This is a genomic window from Flavobacterium sp. HJSW_4, from assembly GCF_042436695.1.
Classification (GTDB): Bacteria; Bacteroidota; Bacteroidia; order Flavobacteriales; family Flavobacteriaceae; genus Flavobacterium.
In genome coordinates this window covers 18,128-34,007 of sequence record NZ_JBHNPP010000041.1, presented here as the reverse complement: position 1 = coordinate 34,007, position 15,880 = coordinate 18,128, and the positions used below count along the sequence as shown (strand labels likewise).

12 protein-coding genes are annotated in these 15,880 nt (G+C 30.0%); all 12 read left to right on the top strand.

What is annotated here, in order from left to right:
• Positions 1–638 precede the first annotated feature (638 nt).
• The 12 genes from thrS to ACE01P_RS22445 all read left to right on the top strand — a co-directional run bounded on the left by thrS (position 639) and on the right by ACE01P_RS22445 (position 15,870).
• Positions 639–2,585 carry a threonine--tRNA ligase gene (gene thrS / locus ACE01P_RS22500; protein ID WP_379701299.1) on the top strand — a complete coding sequence of 649 codons (1,947 nt, stop codon included), beginning with the start codon at positions 639–641 and terminating at the stop codon, positions 2,583–2,585.
• A 22-nt stretch (positions 2,586–2,607) separates the two neighbouring features.
• Entirely contained in the window at positions 2,608–3,156 is a 549-nt protein-coding gene (infC, locus tag ACE01P_RS22495) for a translation initiation factor IF-3 (RefSeq protein WP_091497511.1), read from the top strand.
• Between the two features lie 97 nt (positions 3,157–3,253).
• The gene (gene rpmI / locus ACE01P_RS22490) at positions 3,254–3,451 is read left to right on the top strand and encodes a 50S ribosomal protein L35 (protein WP_008464950.1); all 198 of its coding nucleotides are present in this window, start codon (positions 3,254–3,256) and stop codon (positions 3,449–3,451) included.
• Between the two features lie 100 nt (positions 3,452–3,551).
• Positions 3,552–3,896: a 50S ribosomal protein L20 gene (gene rplT / locus ACE01P_RS22485; protein ID WP_008464948.1), complete on the top strand. Its 345-nt coding sequence runs from the start codon at positions 3,552–3,554 to the stop codon at positions 3,894–3,896.
• 125 nt (positions 3,897–4,021) lie between these two features.
• Entirely contained in the window at positions 4,022–4,594 is a 573-nt protein-coding gene (locus ACE01P_RS22480; RefSeq protein WP_379701297.1) for a Crp/Fnr family transcriptional regulator, read from the top strand.
• 79 nt (positions 4,595–4,673) lie between these two features.
• Positions 4,674–5,108, top strand: coding sequence for a carboxymuconolactone decarboxylase family protein (locus tag ACE01P_RS22475; protein ID WP_379701295.1), 435 nt, complete (start codon positions 4,674–4,676; stop codon positions 5,106–5,108).
• Positions 5,109–5,255: 147 nt separating this feature from the next.
• Complete coding sequence (locus ACE01P_RS22470; protein WP_379701294.1) at positions 5,256–6,983, top strand: ATP-binding protein; 1,728 nt, start codon at positions 5,256–5,258, stop codon at positions 6,981–6,983.
• Positions 6,984–8,759, top strand: coding sequence for a hypothetical protein (locus tag ACE01P_RS22465; RefSeq protein ID WP_379701293.1), 1,776 nt, complete (start codon positions 6,984–6,986; stop codon positions 8,757–8,759).
• A gap of 87 nt (positions 8,760–8,846) precedes the next feature.
• Positions 8,847–10,541 (top strand): hypothetical protein, encoded by a 1,695-nt coding sequence (locus ACE01P_RS22460; RefSeq protein ID WP_379701292.1) that lies wholly within the window; start codon positions 8,847–8,849, stop codon positions 10,539–10,541.
• An 88-nt stretch (positions 10,542–10,629) separates the two neighbouring features.
• On the top strand, positions 10,630–12,324 hold the full coding sequence (locus ACE01P_RS22455) for a hypothetical protein (RefSeq protein WP_379701291.1): 1,695 nt from the start codon (positions 10,630–10,632) through the stop codon (positions 12,322–12,324).
• 28 nt (positions 12,325–12,352) lie between these two features.
• The gene (locus ACE01P_RS22450; protein ID WP_379701290.1) at positions 12,353–14,098 is read left to right on the top strand and encodes a hypothetical protein; all 1,746 of its coding nucleotides are present in this window, start codon (positions 12,353–12,355) and stop codon (positions 14,096–14,098) included.
• Between the two features lie 17 nt (positions 14,099–14,115).
• Positions 14,116–15,870: a hypothetical protein gene (locus ACE01P_RS22445; RefSeq protein ID WP_379701289.1), complete on the top strand. Its 1,755-nt coding sequence runs from the start codon at positions 14,116–14,118 to the stop codon at positions 15,868–15,870.
• Positions 15,871–15,880 lie beyond the last annotated feature (10 nt).

Genomic DNA, 15,880 nt, shown 5'->3' with positions numbered 1-15,880 from the left:
TAAGAGCGTTTTTCGCTGTTGCGGGTGCAAAAGTAGAACCTTTTTCCGCTTTTCCAACACTTTCCACGCCCTTTTTTCATTCTTTTTCAAAACTATTTCTTAACTCACTGGCAACGTCCCCTTTACATTTTCATGTTTTTTCGGTTTGCGTAAGGTTTTTCTTCAAGACGGTATGCTTTTGCTGTTTTTCGGGGGCTTCATATCTCCTTTTCTATTGGATTTTTAGCCTTTGATCCCGTTTTTTGATGATTTCTTATCCTTGCCAAAGCTTAGTTTTACCGAAAATCCTCTTCCGAAGACCGATCCCCTAGCCCCGATAGAAGCGGAAATCCTTTTTGGGCCGGGGTTCGGCCCGAAAAGATTGGAGCGCATAGCGGGAAACAGCTCCTAATTCAAAAATTATAATTATTCAAATTACAAATTCCAAAAACTAGAAGGGCTTCGCTCCGCTCTGCCAGACAAATTACACTTATATAATATGTATGTAAAAACAAACCCGACAGCTTTTGGAAAACTGTCGCTATTATTATATTATAGAGTAAAAAAAACTATACTTATATATAATAGAGTAAACTTGTACATATATATTGTATGTATTTTTGTAATCATGTATATTTGCATTCACAAAATTATAAACAATGATCAAGATTACTTTACCCGATGGGTCAATTAGAGAGTTCGCTTCGGGCGTAACTCCAATGGAGGTCGCTAAAAACATTAGCGAAGGTTTTGCTAGAAACGTGATTTCAGCATCTTTTAATGGTACAACTATTGAAACCGAAACTCCATTGACGACCGACGGTAATCTTATATTATATACTTGGAATGATGCTGAAGGTAAAAAAGCTTTCTGGCACTCAACTTCGCACGTAATGGCACAAGCTCTTGAGGAATTGTATCCTGGAATTAAATTGACTCTTGGACCTGCAATTGCTAATGGTTTCTATTATGATGTAGATTTTGAAGATCAGAAAATTTCTGAAGCTGATTTTAAAAAGATTGAAGATCGTATTCTTGAGATCTCAAGAGGAAAGTATGATTTCAAAATGCGCCCTGTAACTAAAGCTGAAGCTTTAGAAATGTATAAAGACAATGTTTACAAGACTGAATTGATTTCAAATCTTGAAGACGGAACTATTACTTTTTGCGATCACGCTACTTTTACTGATTTATGCCGCGGTGGACATATTCCGAATACTGGAATTATCAAAGCTGTAAAAATCATGAGTGTTGCTGGTGCTTACTGGAGAGGTGACGAGAAAAACAAACAGTTGACTCGCGTTTACGGAACTTCTTTCCCTAAACAAAAAGATTTGACTGAGTACCTTGAACTTCTTGAAGAAGCAAAACGTCGTGATCACCGTAAATTAGGAAAAGAACTTGAATTGTTCGCTTTCTCTCAAAAAGTAGGTCAAGGTTTACCATTGTGGTTACCTAAAGGAGCTGCGCTTAGAGAGCGTTTAGAGCAATTTTTGAAAAGAGCTCAAAAGAAAGCTGGTTACGAGCAAGTTGTTTCTCCTCATATTGGTCAGAAAGAATTATATGTTACTTCTGGTCACTATGCTAAATATGGTGCAGATAGTTTTCAGCCAATTCATACTCCAGCAGAAGGTGAAGAGTTTTTATTGAAACCAATGAACTGTCCTCACCACTGTGAGATTTACAACGTTAGACCTTGGTCATACAAAGATTTACCAAAGCGTTATGCTGAATTTGGTACTGTTTATAGATATGAGCAATCTGGAGAATTACACGGTTTGACTCGTGTTAGAGGATTTACTCAGGATGACGCGCACATTTTCTGTACTCCAGAACAATTGGATGAGGAATTCAAAAAAGTAATTGACCTTGTATTATATGTATTCGGTTCTTTAGGTTTTGAAAACTTTACAGCTCAAATTTCATTGAGAGATCAGGAAAACAGAGAAAAGTATATTGGTACTGATGAAAACTGGGAGAAAGCTGAAAACGCTATTATCAACGCAGCAAGAGACAAAGGTCTTAATACTGTTGTAGAATATGGTGAAGCAGCATTCTATGGTCCGAAACTGGATTTCATGGTTAAAGATGCTTTGGGAAGACAATGGCAATTAGGAACAATTCAGGTAGATTACAACTTACCAGAGCGTTTTGATTTAACTTACAAAGGTGCTGATAATGAATTACATCGACCAGTTATGATTCACAGAGCTCCTTTTGGATCTATGGAACGTTTTATAGCAATTTTACTTGAGCATACGGCAGGAAATTTCCCACTTTGGCTTATGCCTGAGCAGGCTATTATCTTGTCTTTGAGCGAGAAATACGAAAATTATGCTAAAAAAGTTTTAGATTTGCTAGAAAATCACGAAATTCGCGCCCTAATTGACAACCGAAACGAAACTATCGGTAAGAAAATTAGAGATGCAGAAATGCAGAAAATCCCATTTATGCTTATCGTTGGTGAGGAAGAAGAGAAAAACGGTACGATTTCAATTCGTCGTCACGGACAAGAAGGAAAAGGTAATATCACAGTTTCAATCGAAGAATTTGCTGCGATTGTAGACGAAGAAATAAAAAAGACATTAAAAGTATTTACAGTTTAACTTAAATTAGAAAGTCATAGCAATAAGAAGCAACAGAGGTTTTCAACCTCGAGTAGAAAAAAAAGATGCACACAGAATAAACAATCTTATTCGTGTTCCAGAGGTACGTCTTGTAGGTGAAAATATTGAGCCTGGCGTTTTTAAAATCGCAGATGCGTTACGTTTAGCTGATCAATTTGAATTGGATCTAGTTGAAATTTCGCCAAACGCGGAACCGCCGGTTTGTAAAATTATGGACTACAAGAAATTTGTTTACGAACAAAAGAAAAGAGACAAGGCTTTAAAAGCTAAATCTTCTCAAGTTGTTGTAAAGGAAATTCGATTTGGTCCTCAAACTGATGAGCATGATTATGAATTTAAAAGAAAGAACGCCGAAAAATTCTTAAAAGAGGGAGCTAAACTAAAAGCATTCGTTTTCTTTAAAGGACGTTCTATTATTTATAAAGATCAAGGTCAGATTCTATTATTGCGTCTTGCTCAGGATTTGGAAGAACATGGTAAAGTTGAAGCTATGCCTGTTTTGGAAGGAAAGAGAATGATTATGTTCATTGCTCCTAAGAAGAAAAAATAGTCTCAATTTGCAGTTTCAGTATTCAGTTTTGAACCTGAAACTGTAAACTTGAAACAAAAATATAAGTAAGTAAGAATAAATTAAAACACTAGGAAAAATGCCTAAAATGAAAACAAAATCTAGCGCTAAGAAACGTTTTAAAGTTACTGGCTCTGGAAAAATTAAAAGAAAGCATGCTTTTAAAAGTCACATCTTGACTAAAAAATCTAAAAAACGTAAATTAGCTTTGACTCACTCAGCGCTAGTTCACCAAACAGATATGAGAAGCATTAAACAACAATTAAGAATTATCTAATAATTCTTTAGGTTAAAAAATTATTTATATAACCTTGGAGTATGGCTTTAAGTTCCTTTGATTCAATTCAGGACGCCTGCTACAAAAAAACATTAAAATTATGCCAAGATCGGTAAATTCAGTTGCTAAAAGAGCAAGAAGAAAAAAAATAATGAAGCAAGCCAAAGGTTTCTTTGGAAGACGTAAAAACGTTTGGACAGTTGCTAAGAATGCAGTAGAGAAAGCGATGAGCTACGCTTACCGCGATAGAAAACAAAACAAAAGAAATTTCCGTTCATTATGGATTCAACGTATCAACGCTGGAGCTAGATTAGAAGGAATGTCTTATTCTCAATTCATGGGGAAAGTTAAAGCTAACGGAATCGAATTGAACAGAAAAGTTCTTGCAGATTTAGCTATGAACCACCCAGAAGCTTTCAAAGCTATTCTTAATAAAGTAAAATAAAACGTTTTATAAACTCAATTTAAGATTACTTACTTATTATAAAAAAACCATTCGTTTATTCGAATGGTTTTTTGTTTTTAAAACAATCTGTTTTACCTTTAAAATCATTTTAAAACAATCATATAATGCTTAAGCCTCTTGTTGATCACATACAAAAATTCATTACTCTAGAACCTTCAGATATCGATAAATTAGAATCATGCTTAGAAATTTCGAAAGTAAAAAAGAAAGAGCATGTTTTAAAAGAAGGACAAATCTGCAATACAATGTATTTTGTTGTAAAAGGCTGTATGAGACAATACATCATCAATTCTAAAGGAACAGAACAAACACTCCAATTTGGAATAGAAAGCTGGTGGATAACTGATTATTTAAGTTACCACAATCATATTCCGTCTAGCTTTTATTTACAAGCTGTAGAAAACTCAGAAGTTATTTCTGTCGATAAAACTGTTTTAGAATCTCTACTTATTGAAATACCAAATCTGGAAAGATATTTTAGAATCGTTACTCAAAAAACTTTTGGCGCTATGCAAATGCGCATCAAATTCTTATTTACAATGTCGGCTGAAGAAAGATATCATCATTTCAATGATCATTTTCCAGAATTTGTTCAGCGCGTTCCACAATATATGATTGCCTCCTATTTAGATTTTTCTGCTGAATTTATGAGTAAAATTAGAGCTGGAAAAGTCTAATCTGTATTTCTTGAAGTAGTTCAAGTTTTTGAGAGAATACATTACTGACCTTTGTAATGAACTTTTAAAACATATAAAAATGAACTCAAGAATCGTTATCCCGCAAGTTGCCCCAGAAGCTTATCAAGCCATGTTTGGTTTAGAAAAATACATTGCTTCTACTTCCCTATCTCCAGTACATAAAGAATTCATTAAAATTAGAGCTTCTCAAATAAATGGTTGTGCTTATTGTATAAATATGCATACTGCAGACGCAAGAAAATTGGGCGTAACTGAGCAACGCATTTATCTACTGAGCGCATGGCGCGAAGCTGATTTTTATAGTGACGAAGAAAAAGCAATATTAGCTTTGACAGAAGAAATAACATTAATTAGTAATCACGTTTCTGAAGAAGTATATCAAAATGCAGCAAAATTATTTGACGAAAAATATCTTGCAGAAATCATAATGGCAATCATTACAATAAATGCTTGGAATAGAATCGGAATTGCAACTGGTATGCGTGCAGAATAATTTATAAGGATAAATTTTACAAATAAAAAACCTTTCAAAGCCCTTGTCTTCAAAGGGCTTTCTCTATTTATCTAAGAATTAGAATTAAAAAGAAGAAAAAAGCAAAATAATTAATTCATAATTTGCAGAATTATTTATTTTTGGCGCATGATGTCAAAAAGATTAAAAATACTTACCTATATAACTCCTCTTTTATTGGTTCTTTTCTCTTGCCAAGAAAAAATCAATGATGATTTAAAAGAAAAACAAAACAAGTTAGAAGTTCAAAAAAACATTCAGAAGGCTTCTGTTTTTTATAATAAGTTTAGTAATTCAGACAGTGCGTTTTTCTACTACAACAAAGCAAAATTAATTTGTGATCCTAAAATAGATCCTGACAATTATACCAACATTCTTAATTGTATGGCTGACATCCAGCTTAATCATGGGGATTATATTGGAAGCGAAACCACAATAACTGATGCAATTCCGTATTTAAAATCATTAAAGGACCAAAATAATATTTGGAATATCTATACGACTTTAGGCACTAATTATCTTCAAACTTATAATCTAAATGATGCTTTGCTCTATTATAATAAAGCATTAGGTCTTAAAATAGATGAATCTCTAAAGTCTTTAACAAAAAGCAATATCGCATCTGTTTTGCTAGAACAGCAAAAATATGATGAAGCTTTGCAGATATTTTCACGCTTATCTACAAAAAAAGAGCTTATAGAAAAGCCTGAATATAATGCAAAAAATATAGATAACATTGGTTTATGCTATGTTAAGATGAATGATCCAAGAGGAATTCAGTATTTAAATCATGCGTTGCAGATTAGAAAAGACATTAATAATAATTCGGGAGTTGCCGTGAGCAATTTGCATATTGCTTCTTATTATGACGAAAACAACGATTCTTTCTTAGCGAAAAAACACGCTTTAGAAGCTTATAAAAAATTTAGAAAAATTAATAATATTGATAATAAGCAAACTGCATTAAAGCTATTAATAAAAAACAGTTCAGATCAGGAACTAAAAAAATATTCTCTACTGTATGTCGAATTAGTAGACAGCATTTTTGAAGTAAGACAAAAAGCTAAAAACCAATTTGCGAGAATAAAATATGATTCTAAAAGAGAAAAAGAAGAAAATTTAAGATTAAAAACTCACAAAGCTGAAAACGAATTAAAGCTGGAGCGTCAAAAAAGCAGAAATATTATATCGTATATTATTATAGTTTTGAGTTTATGCTTGATTCTAATTCTATATTATTATTTGACTTCTAAAGCAAATCGAGATAAAATAGAAGCTGCCTATAATAGCGAAACACGAATTTCTAAAAAACTTCATGACGAATTAGCAAACGATATTTACCACACAATGGCTTTTGCCGAAAACAAAAATTTGTCTTTGGCAGAAAACAAAGAGCAATTACTTCATAATCTTGATGCTATTTATGCCCGAACGAGAGATATTTCAAAAGAAAATTGCACTATTGTTACAGATAAAAATTATACTTCATCTTTGAAAGAAATGATCTCCAGATTCAATACTCCGAATTTGAATCTTTTAATAAATGGGATTGATACTATTTCATGGAACGAAGTTGATAAAGCAAAAAAAACTGCTGTTTATAGAGCTATACAAGAGTTACTTGTAAACATGAAGAAACATAGTGATGCTAGTTTAGTCGCCATTGTTTTTAAGGAAACGAAAAAAAATATCATCATAAATTACACCGATAACGGAAAAGGAATTGATGTACACAAGATGGTTCTAAAAAATGGACTGCATAATATTGAAAATAGAATTTTAGCCATTAAAGGTGAAATCGATATTGATTCAGAAGCAGGAAAAGGTTTTAAAGTATTTATTAAATTCCCTTTGTAAATGATAAATCTCCTTAATCATTTACAAAAAAGCAAAATTGCATTAAACTTTTTCATACTGCTTGGTATTATTTTATCCATTCAATCTTGTAACAAAAAGAAACTAGTCTATTCTAAAAAAACAGCTAACACTGCAGAAATTTATAAACTGGTAAAAAAAGGCGATAGCTTAAATAAATTATTACAAGATGATAGCGCAATTTATTATTTTAAAAAAGTTCAGCTTCTATGTAGTCCTAAAATAGATTATGCTAATCAATATGTCTATGCGTCATCACAAATAGGCATTATATTACAACGAGCTGGTGATTATTACGGAAGCGAAAGCGTTCTAACAGAAACTTTTCCATATTTAAAATATACTGTACGAAAACCCAGACTCGCTCAAATGGTCTATTCTTATACGGCAAATAATTATTACAACAATTACGATTATGATAATGCTTTGCTGTATCATAAAAAAGCGCTAAACATTGCGATATCTAAATTTAGAAAAGCACAGATTAAATGTGATATCGGTTTCATCTATATGCAACAAAAAAAGTATCAGCAGGCGATAGATTTATTAGAACCTTTAGCAAAGAAAAAAATAGTCGACGTAACCGATCTAGTGAATACTGATATTCAGTACGCTGCTATATTATATAATCTTGGGCTTAGTTATCTGCGTTTAGGAAATCACGAAAAATTAGCGTTAGAAAATCTTAACAAAAGTCTTGAAATAACCCTTCAAACAAATAATCATTTTGAACTAATTGGCGCTTATCATTCCCTTTATCTTTACTACAAAAAATATCCAAATCCAAAATTGAAGAAATTCTATGCGCTTAATGGTTATATTTCTGCGTGTAAAGCAAATTCTGTATCAAATCAAATAAATTCCTTAACTGAAGTAATCGATTCTGAAGACGGTAAAAATCTGAGAAAATATATCAATCTATATATAAAATTAACTGACAGCGTATCTTTAAGCCAAAAAACAGCAAAAAATCAATTTGCCAGTATAAAATATGATTCTAAAAAAGATAAGGACGAAAATTTAGAACTAAAAACTCAAAAAGCAGAAAAAGAACTACAACTACAAAGGCAAAAAAACACGAGCTATATCTCTTATGTTATAATTTCAGCAATCATAATCAGTCTATTTTTTATTGTCTTTTATGTTACTGCAAAAGGAAAAAGAGAAAAAAACAATGCCGTTTTCAAGAATGAAATGCGTATTTCTGAGAAGTTACAATTTGAACTTGAAAAAGAAATTGACAAGATTTTAGTATTTACAGAAGATAATAATTTGGAAAAAGAAGAAAACAAAGAAATTTTTCTATCACAATTAAATAATATTTACTCAAAAACAAGAAATATATCTAGAGAAAACAGCAAAATAATAACTGATGAAAATTTTGAAAAAGCTCTTAAGGAAATGATTTCTGGTTACACCAGCTCAAAATTAAACATTATTATAAATGGTTTAGATACATTTTCGTGGTTGAAAATTGACCGAGTAAAAAAGATCACGGTTTTCCGTGTATTACAAGAAATTTTTGATCAGAATAAAATAATAAATAATGCTTCATTGGCCAGCATCACATTTAAAAAGGAGGAAAAAAATATCTTAATAACTTATACTAATAATGGAACTGAATTTCAAGATCGTAGTGTGAACCTAAATAAGATATTTGCAAATATTGAAAATCGCCTTAAATCTGTAAAAGCATTTTTAGAAATTTCTTCAAATCAAAGTGAGACATTTAAAATTTTCATTAAACTGCCATTATAAATTGTGTTTTTAACGTCATAGCCCCAAATGAAAATCTCTACTTTAGTCAAAATTTCAGTTTTTATATTTTTTTTGCTCGTCGTTCCAATGTCTTGCAAAAAAGAAAAAGTAGCTGTTGCTAAAAAAACTGATAATACGGCTGAAGTTAGAAGACTTACAATATTGGGCGATGCGTATTTTGATAAATTTGAATATTCAAAGGCTTTTAAAATTTATGAAAGAGTTGTATTAATAGCCGATACCGTAAAAGACAGGGTAGATTATGTTGATGCATTAATATCGATAGCGCTTATACAACATCATCAAGGAAATTACATTGAAAGTGAATTTACAGCTACAAAAGTATTTCCCTATCTTAAATATCTTAAAAAACCAAGGTTTGCTTGGGAAACGTACAGAGTTATTGCAGACAATTATTTAGCCACTCAAGATTACAACAATGCTCTTGTGTATGCAAAAAAGGCTTATAATTTAAACACTGGTGAAAGAAGGAAGGCAAACGCACTAGCTAATATTGCACTTGTATATCTTCATCAACGTAAATACAAAAAGGCTATAGAAATCTATAGTAAAGTAGCAACAACAGGGTATTATGCTGATAAAAAAAAGGCAAATACTTTAGAAGATTTTGAATTACTAGATTATGCTATAATGAAAAGCAATATAGGAAATTCCTATGCAAGTCTAGGCGATACCGCTGCTTTAGCCTATTATAAAGAAGTTCTGAAAATTAGGATAGAATTAAATGATGTTCTATACCTCCCAAATACTTATTCAAATCTTTCTGATTATTATGCCCATTCAAATCCTTCATTGGCAAGAAAGTATGCTGAAACAGCTTATAAGCACGCATTAGTGGTAAATACCTATAAGCAAAAAAAATATGCTTTAGAATGTTTAATACGTACAAGTACAGGAAATCGTTTAAAAAAATATTCTGATATATATATTCACTTCATTGACAGCTTTAGCAAAATTAGTTTATCGCAAAAAAATCAATTTGCAAATATTAAATACGATTTTAAAAAAGACAAAGAAGAAAATTTAGAGCTTAAAACTGAAAGAGTGGAAGCTGAATTGGAAATCCAAAGACAAAAAAATAGAAGTTTTATCTTGTATGTTGTTATTTCTATCGTCTTTATAAGTTTCATTATTCTAATTTTCTACATGAGAAAAAAAGGAAAAAAAGAAAATAACAATGAAGTTTTCAAGAATGAAATGCGTATTTCCGAGAAATTACAATTTGAACTTGAGAAAGAAATTGACAAGATTTTAGTATTTACAGAGGATAATGATTTGGAAAAAGAAGAAAACAAAGAAATTTTTCTATCACAATTGAATAACATTTATTCAAAAACAAGAAATATATCTAAAGAAAACAGCAAAATAATAACTGATGAAAATTTTGAAAAAGCTCTTAAAGAAATGATTTCTGGTTACACGAGCTCAAAATTGAACATTATTATAAATGGTTTAGATACATTTTCGTGGTTGAAAATTGACCGAGTAAAAAAAATCACGGTTTTTCGTGTATTGCAAGAAATTTTCGATCAGAACAAAATAATAAATAATGCTTCATTGGCCAGCATCACATTTAAAAAGGAAGAAAAAAACATCTTAATAATTTATACTAATAATGGAACTGAATTTCAAGATCTTAGTGTAAACCTAAATAAGATATTTGCAAATATTGAAAATCGGCTTAAATCTGTAAAAGGATTTTTAGAAATTTCTTCAAATCAAAGTGAGACATTTAAAATTTTCATTAAACTGCCATTATAAATTGTGTTTTTAACGTCATAGCCCCCAAATGAAAATCTCTACTTTAGTCAAAATTTCAGTTTTTATATTTTTTTTGCTCGTCGTTCCAATGTCATGCAAAAAAGAGAAAGCAACTGTTGCTAAAAAAACTGACAATACAGCTGAAGTTAAAAGATTAACAATAATCGCCGATAAATATTTTGATGATTCGGACAACAAAAATGCGTACAATACTTATAGAAAAATACTCGCTATTGCTGATACTGTAAAAGACAGAATTGACTACGTTGATGCTTTAATATCAATAGGTTATCTCTACCAAAGTGAAGGAGATTATACTGAAAGTGAAGCGGTTGTAACTAAAATACTGCCACACCTAAAACATTTAAAAAAACCTAGATTCGCTTGGAACACCTATAATCTTTTAGGCTGTTCTTATTTGAGAACAAAAGACTTTGAGAATGCTATTTTATACTTTAACAAAGCTTATAACTTAAACACTAAAGAGTGGAGAAAGTTAAATGCTCAAGGCAATATTGCATTGACCTATATGCAACAGAAAGACTACAATAAGGCCATAAAGATGTATCTAAAATTAACAACTGAAGGATTTTATGCAGAAAATAAAAAAACAAATACTCTTAAAGATTATGAATTGAGAGAATTTGCTATAATGATAGATAATTTAGGTATTTGCTATTTTACAATTGACAATCCAAAATCGTTAAAATATTTTAATGAGGCTCTAGAAATAAGGCTTAAAACGAAAGATCTCGAAAATCTTCCACTTAGTTATTCAAATCTTTGCAGATATTATTCAAAAACTAATGCTGCTCTAGCTAAAAAATATGGTGAAACTGGCTATAAAATAGCTTGTGACATGAACAATTATCAAGGCAAAAAGTTTACCCTTTACTCTCTAATAGAAAGTAGTACAGGAAATGATTTGGAAAAATACTCGAATCTTTATGTTAAGTTTAATGACAGTATTTCTGAAATAAGGCTAAAACAAAAGAATCTTTTTTCTAATATGAAATATAATTTCAAAAAGGACAAAGACGAAAACCTCGAACTCAAAGCTCAAAAAACGGAAGATGAGTTAGATATGCAACGCGAAAGAAATAGAAGCTATATCTCTTATGTTATAATTTTTATTAGTATTATAAGCTTAGTATTTATAGTTTTTTATGTAACTACAAAAGCAAAAAAAGAAAGCAACAATGAAGTTTTCAAGAATGAAATGCGTATTTCCGAGAAATTACAATTTGAACTTGAAAAAGAAATTGACAAGATTTCAGTATTTACAGAGGATAATGATTTAGAAAAAGAAGAAAACAAAGAAATTTTTCTGTCTCAATTAAATAACATTTACTCAAAAACAAGAAATATATCTAGAGAAAACAGCAAAATAATAACTGATGAAAATTTTGAAAAAGCTCTTAAGGAAATGATTTCTGGTTACACGAGCTCAAAATTGAACATTATTATAAATGGTTTAGATACATTTTCGTGGTTGAAAATTGACCGAGTAAAAAAAATCACGGTTTTCCGTGTTTTACAAGAAATTTTCGATCAGAACAAAATAATAAATAATGCTTCATTGGCTAGCATCACATTTAAAAAGGAGGAAAAAAATATTTTAATAACTTATACTAATAATGGAACTGAATTTCAAGATCGTAATGTAAACCTAAATAAGATATTTGCAAATATTGAAAATCGCCTTAAATCTGTAAAAGGATTTTTAGAAATTTCTTCAAATGAAAACGAAAGATTTAAAATTTTTATTAAACTGCCTTTATAAATAGTGTTTTTAATTTCAAGATTTTCAAATGAATATTTCTTCTTTTATAAAAATTTTATTCCTGCTGTCCATTTTATTTTCTCTTATAACTTCGTGCGAAAAGAGAAAGAAAATTATAACACAAAATATTGACAACACAGTTGAAATAAAAAGATTAATAGATAAAGGTTCATATTATTTTGATACATTTAAAAATGATAGCGCGATTTATTGTTTTGACAAATCTATCTCATTATGCAAACCTATTGAACAGTATGTAGATGATTATGTTTATGCATTAACACTTAAAGCAAATATTTTACAAAATAATGGTGATTTTTATGGAAGTGAAGAAGAAATTACAAAAACGCTAACTTATCTAAAAAAAACATCCAAACCAAAATTCAAATACAACGTTTATTCAATTACCGCTTACAATTACTCTGCAAATTATGATTATAAGAATGCTCTTTTGTATCATCAAAAAGCGCTAAAACTGGCTGAAAAACCTTTCAAAAAATCAGTTATAACAGCAGACATAGGAATTTTATATTTGAACCAAAAAAAATATAAGGAAGCTATACAAATATTTGAAACACTACTTCAGGAAAAAGTAAAACATGATACAGATTCTACTAGAACTATAAATCATTATTCTCTTTTACTTAACAATTTGGGATATTGTTATATGCAGACCAAAAACCCTAAAGCTCTAGGTTGCCTAGAAAAAAGTTTGGAAATAATTCTCCCACTAAATGATTATTATGAGTTAATTGGGGCTTACAACATTCTTGCAGATTACCATAAAAAAAACAAAAACTTTAAACGCGCTAAATTTTACGCAGAAAAAGCTTATTATTACTCCACAAGAGGAAAAGCTGCAAGCTTAAAAACCCATTGCTTAGCAACATTAATAAGTTTGAGCGAAGGCAAATCTTTAAAAAAATATTCTCATATATATATCAATCTAATTGATAGTATTTATGATGTCAGAAAAATTTACAAAAATCAATTTTCTGGCATCAAATACAATTTTAAAAAAGATAAAGAAGAAAACTTAGAGTTAAAAAATGAAAAAGCAGAACATGAATTAGAAGTACAAAGACAAAAAAACAGAAGTTTTATGTCTTTTATTATATTGTTTATCGTTTTCTGTGCGGTCATTTTTTTAGTTTTTTATATGAAAAGAAAAGGTAGAAAGGAGAAAAATGAAGCTGTATTTAAAAACGAAATTCGGATTTCTAATAAATTGGAGAATGAACTTGAAAAAGATATTCATGAAACTTTATCATTTGTTAACAACAAAAACCTTGAAAACTCCGAAAATAAAGAGCATTTTCTCAATAACTTGAATCGCATATATTCAAAAACTAGGAGTATTTCAAGAGAAAATAGTGCCATTCAGACCGATGAAAATTATACGAATGAACTCAAAGAAATGATTTCAGAATACATTTCTCAAGATTTAAACATTTTAGTAAATGGTTTAAATTCTTTTTCGTGGGCTAAAATTGACCGAGTAAAAAAAATCACGGTTTTTCGTGTATTACAAGAAATTTTCGATCAGAACAAAATAATAAATAATGCTTCATTGGCCAGCATCACATTTAAAAAGGAGGAAAAAAACATCTTAATAACTTATACTAATAATGGAACTGAATTTCAAGATCGTAGTGTAAACCTAAATAAGATATTTACAAATATTGAAAATCGCCTTAAATCTGTAAAAGGATTTTTAGAAATTTCTTCAAATCAAAACGAGAGATTTAGAATTTTCATTAAACTGCCATTATAAAATCACAAAGTCATCAAATGAAAATTACTTCTTTAGTTAAATTTTTAATTTCGGCGTTCTTTTTACTTGCCCTTTTCACTTCTTGCGAAAAGGAAAAACCGGCAATTGTAAAAAAAACCGACAACACAGCTGAAGTTAAAAGACTGACAACAATTGGTGATCGCTATTTTGACAATTCTGATTATAAAAATTCCTATCCTATTTACAAAAAAATAATATCTATTGCCGATCCTGTAAAAGATAGAATTGATTATGTTGATGCCTTAATTGGTCTAGCCTTAATTTATCAATACCATGGCGATTATATACAAAGTGAAGAAATGGTTGTCCAAGTTTTGCCTCACTTAAAATATATGAAGAAAACAAGATTTGCTTGGTACACTTATTTTATTCAAGGATATAATTACTTTAAAACAGATAATCCAGAAAGAGCCCTTTATTACTATAGAAAAGCATTGCACCTAAAAACTAGTGCATCCAGAAAATGGCGCATTATAAATTGTATAGGAATTGTTTACATGAAGCAAAAAAGGTATAAAGCTGCAGCTTATATATTTGAGAAAGTTACGACAGACGGATATTCAGGTAAAAATCTCAAAACAGATATGGCTGATCGCATGGTATTACTGACTTATTGCGTAGAGCTAAACAACTTGGGCATATGTTATTATAACTTAAAAAATCCAAAAGCGCTGAACATTTACGAAAAGGTACTAAAAATAAGACTTCAGCTAAATGATCGAGATGACATTTCAACTAGTTATACTGTACTTTCCGAATATTATTTAAAAAGTAATCCTCAATTAGCTGCTAAATATGCCAAATTGGGATACAAAAAAGCTTCTGAAGTTAATTTTTTTGCAGATAAAAAATATTGTTTGAGTTTCTTGACGCAAAGTACTACGGGAAATGAATTGAAAAAATATTCTGAAATGTATATCTCATTTATAGATAGCATCAATACCGCACAATTGAAACAAAAAAATCAATTTTCTGATATCAAATACAATTTTAAAAAAGATAAAGACGAAAACTTAGAACTAAAAACTCAAAAAGCAGAGCGCGAACTAGAAATACAAAGACAAAAAAACAGAAGTTTTATATCGTATGTTGTTCTATCTATTACCGCTTTTATGTTCTTTTTTCTAGTTTTTTATATGACTAGAAAAGGAAAAAGAGAAAAAAATGATGCCGTATTTAAAAACGAAATCAGAATTTCTAATAAACTGGACAATGAACTTGAGAAAGACATTCATGAAACTTTATCATTTGCCGAAAGCAAAAATCTTGAAGACTTAGAAAATAAAGAACAATTTCTCAATAAGCTGAATCGCATATATTCGAAAACTAGAAGTATTTCAAGAGAAAATAGTGCCATTCAAACCGACAAAAATTATACAAATGAGCTTAAAGAAATGATTTCAGAATACATTTCTCCTAACTTAAATATCTTAGTAAATGGTTTAAATTCGTTTTCATGGGATAAAATTGAACGTGTGAAAAAAATTACTGTTTTCCGAGTTCTTCAAGAAATTCTCGATCAGATGAAAACGCTGAACAACCCGTCATTAGTAAGTATAACGTTTAAAAAAGACGAAAAAAACATCCTGATAATGTATGTTGATAATGGCACAAAAATAAATTCTGAATATACTATTTTACAAAAAAGACTACAAAATGTGGAAAACCGTATTAAAACAATAAAAGGAACTCTTAATTTTGACACAGAATCAGAAAATAGTTTTAAAATAAGTTTCAAATTTCCAATATAAGACACACTAT

Coding starts and splice junctions, on each gene's coding strand:
- thrS (WP_379701299.1), top strand. CDS start 639: ATGATCAAGATTACTTTACCCGATGGGTCAATTAGAGAGTTCGCTTCG.
- rpmI (WP_008464950.1), top strand. CDS start 3,254: ATGCCTAAAATGAAAACAAAATCTAGCGCTAAGAAACGTTTTAAAGTT.
- rplT (WP_008464948.1), top strand. CDS start 3,552: ATGCCAAGATCGGTAAATTCAGTTGCTAAAAGAGCAAGAAGAAAAAAA.
- ACE01P_RS22480 (WP_379701297.1), top strand. CDS start 4,022: ATGCTTAAGCCTCTTGTTGATCACATACAAAAATTCATTACTCTAGAA.
- ACE01P_RS22475 (WP_379701295.1), top strand. CDS start 4,674: ATGAACTCAAGAATCGTTATCCCGCAAGTTGCCCCAGAAGCTTATCAA.
- ACE01P_RS22470 (WP_379701294.1), top strand. CDS start 5,256: ATGATGTCAAAAAGATTAAAAATACTTACCTATATAACTCCTCTTTTA.
- ACE01P_RS22465 (WP_379701293.1), top strand. CDS start 6,984: ATGATAAATCTCCTTAATCATTTACAAAAAAGCAAAATTGCATTAAAC.
- ACE01P_RS22460 (WP_379701292.1), top strand. CDS start 8,847: ATGTCTTGCAAAAAAGAAAAAGTAGCTGTTGCTAAAAAAACTGATAAT.
- ACE01P_RS22455 (WP_379701291.1), top strand. CDS start 10,630: ATGTCATGCAAAAAAGAGAAAGCAACTGTTGCTAAAAAAACTGACAAT.
- ACE01P_RS22450 (WP_379701290.1), top strand. CDS start 12,353: ATGAATATTTCTTCTTTTATAAAAATTTTATTCCTGCTGTCCATTTTA.
- ACE01P_RS22445 (WP_379701289.1), top strand. CDS start 14,116: ATGAAAATTACTTCTTTAGTTAAATTTTTAATTTCGGCGTTCTTTTTA.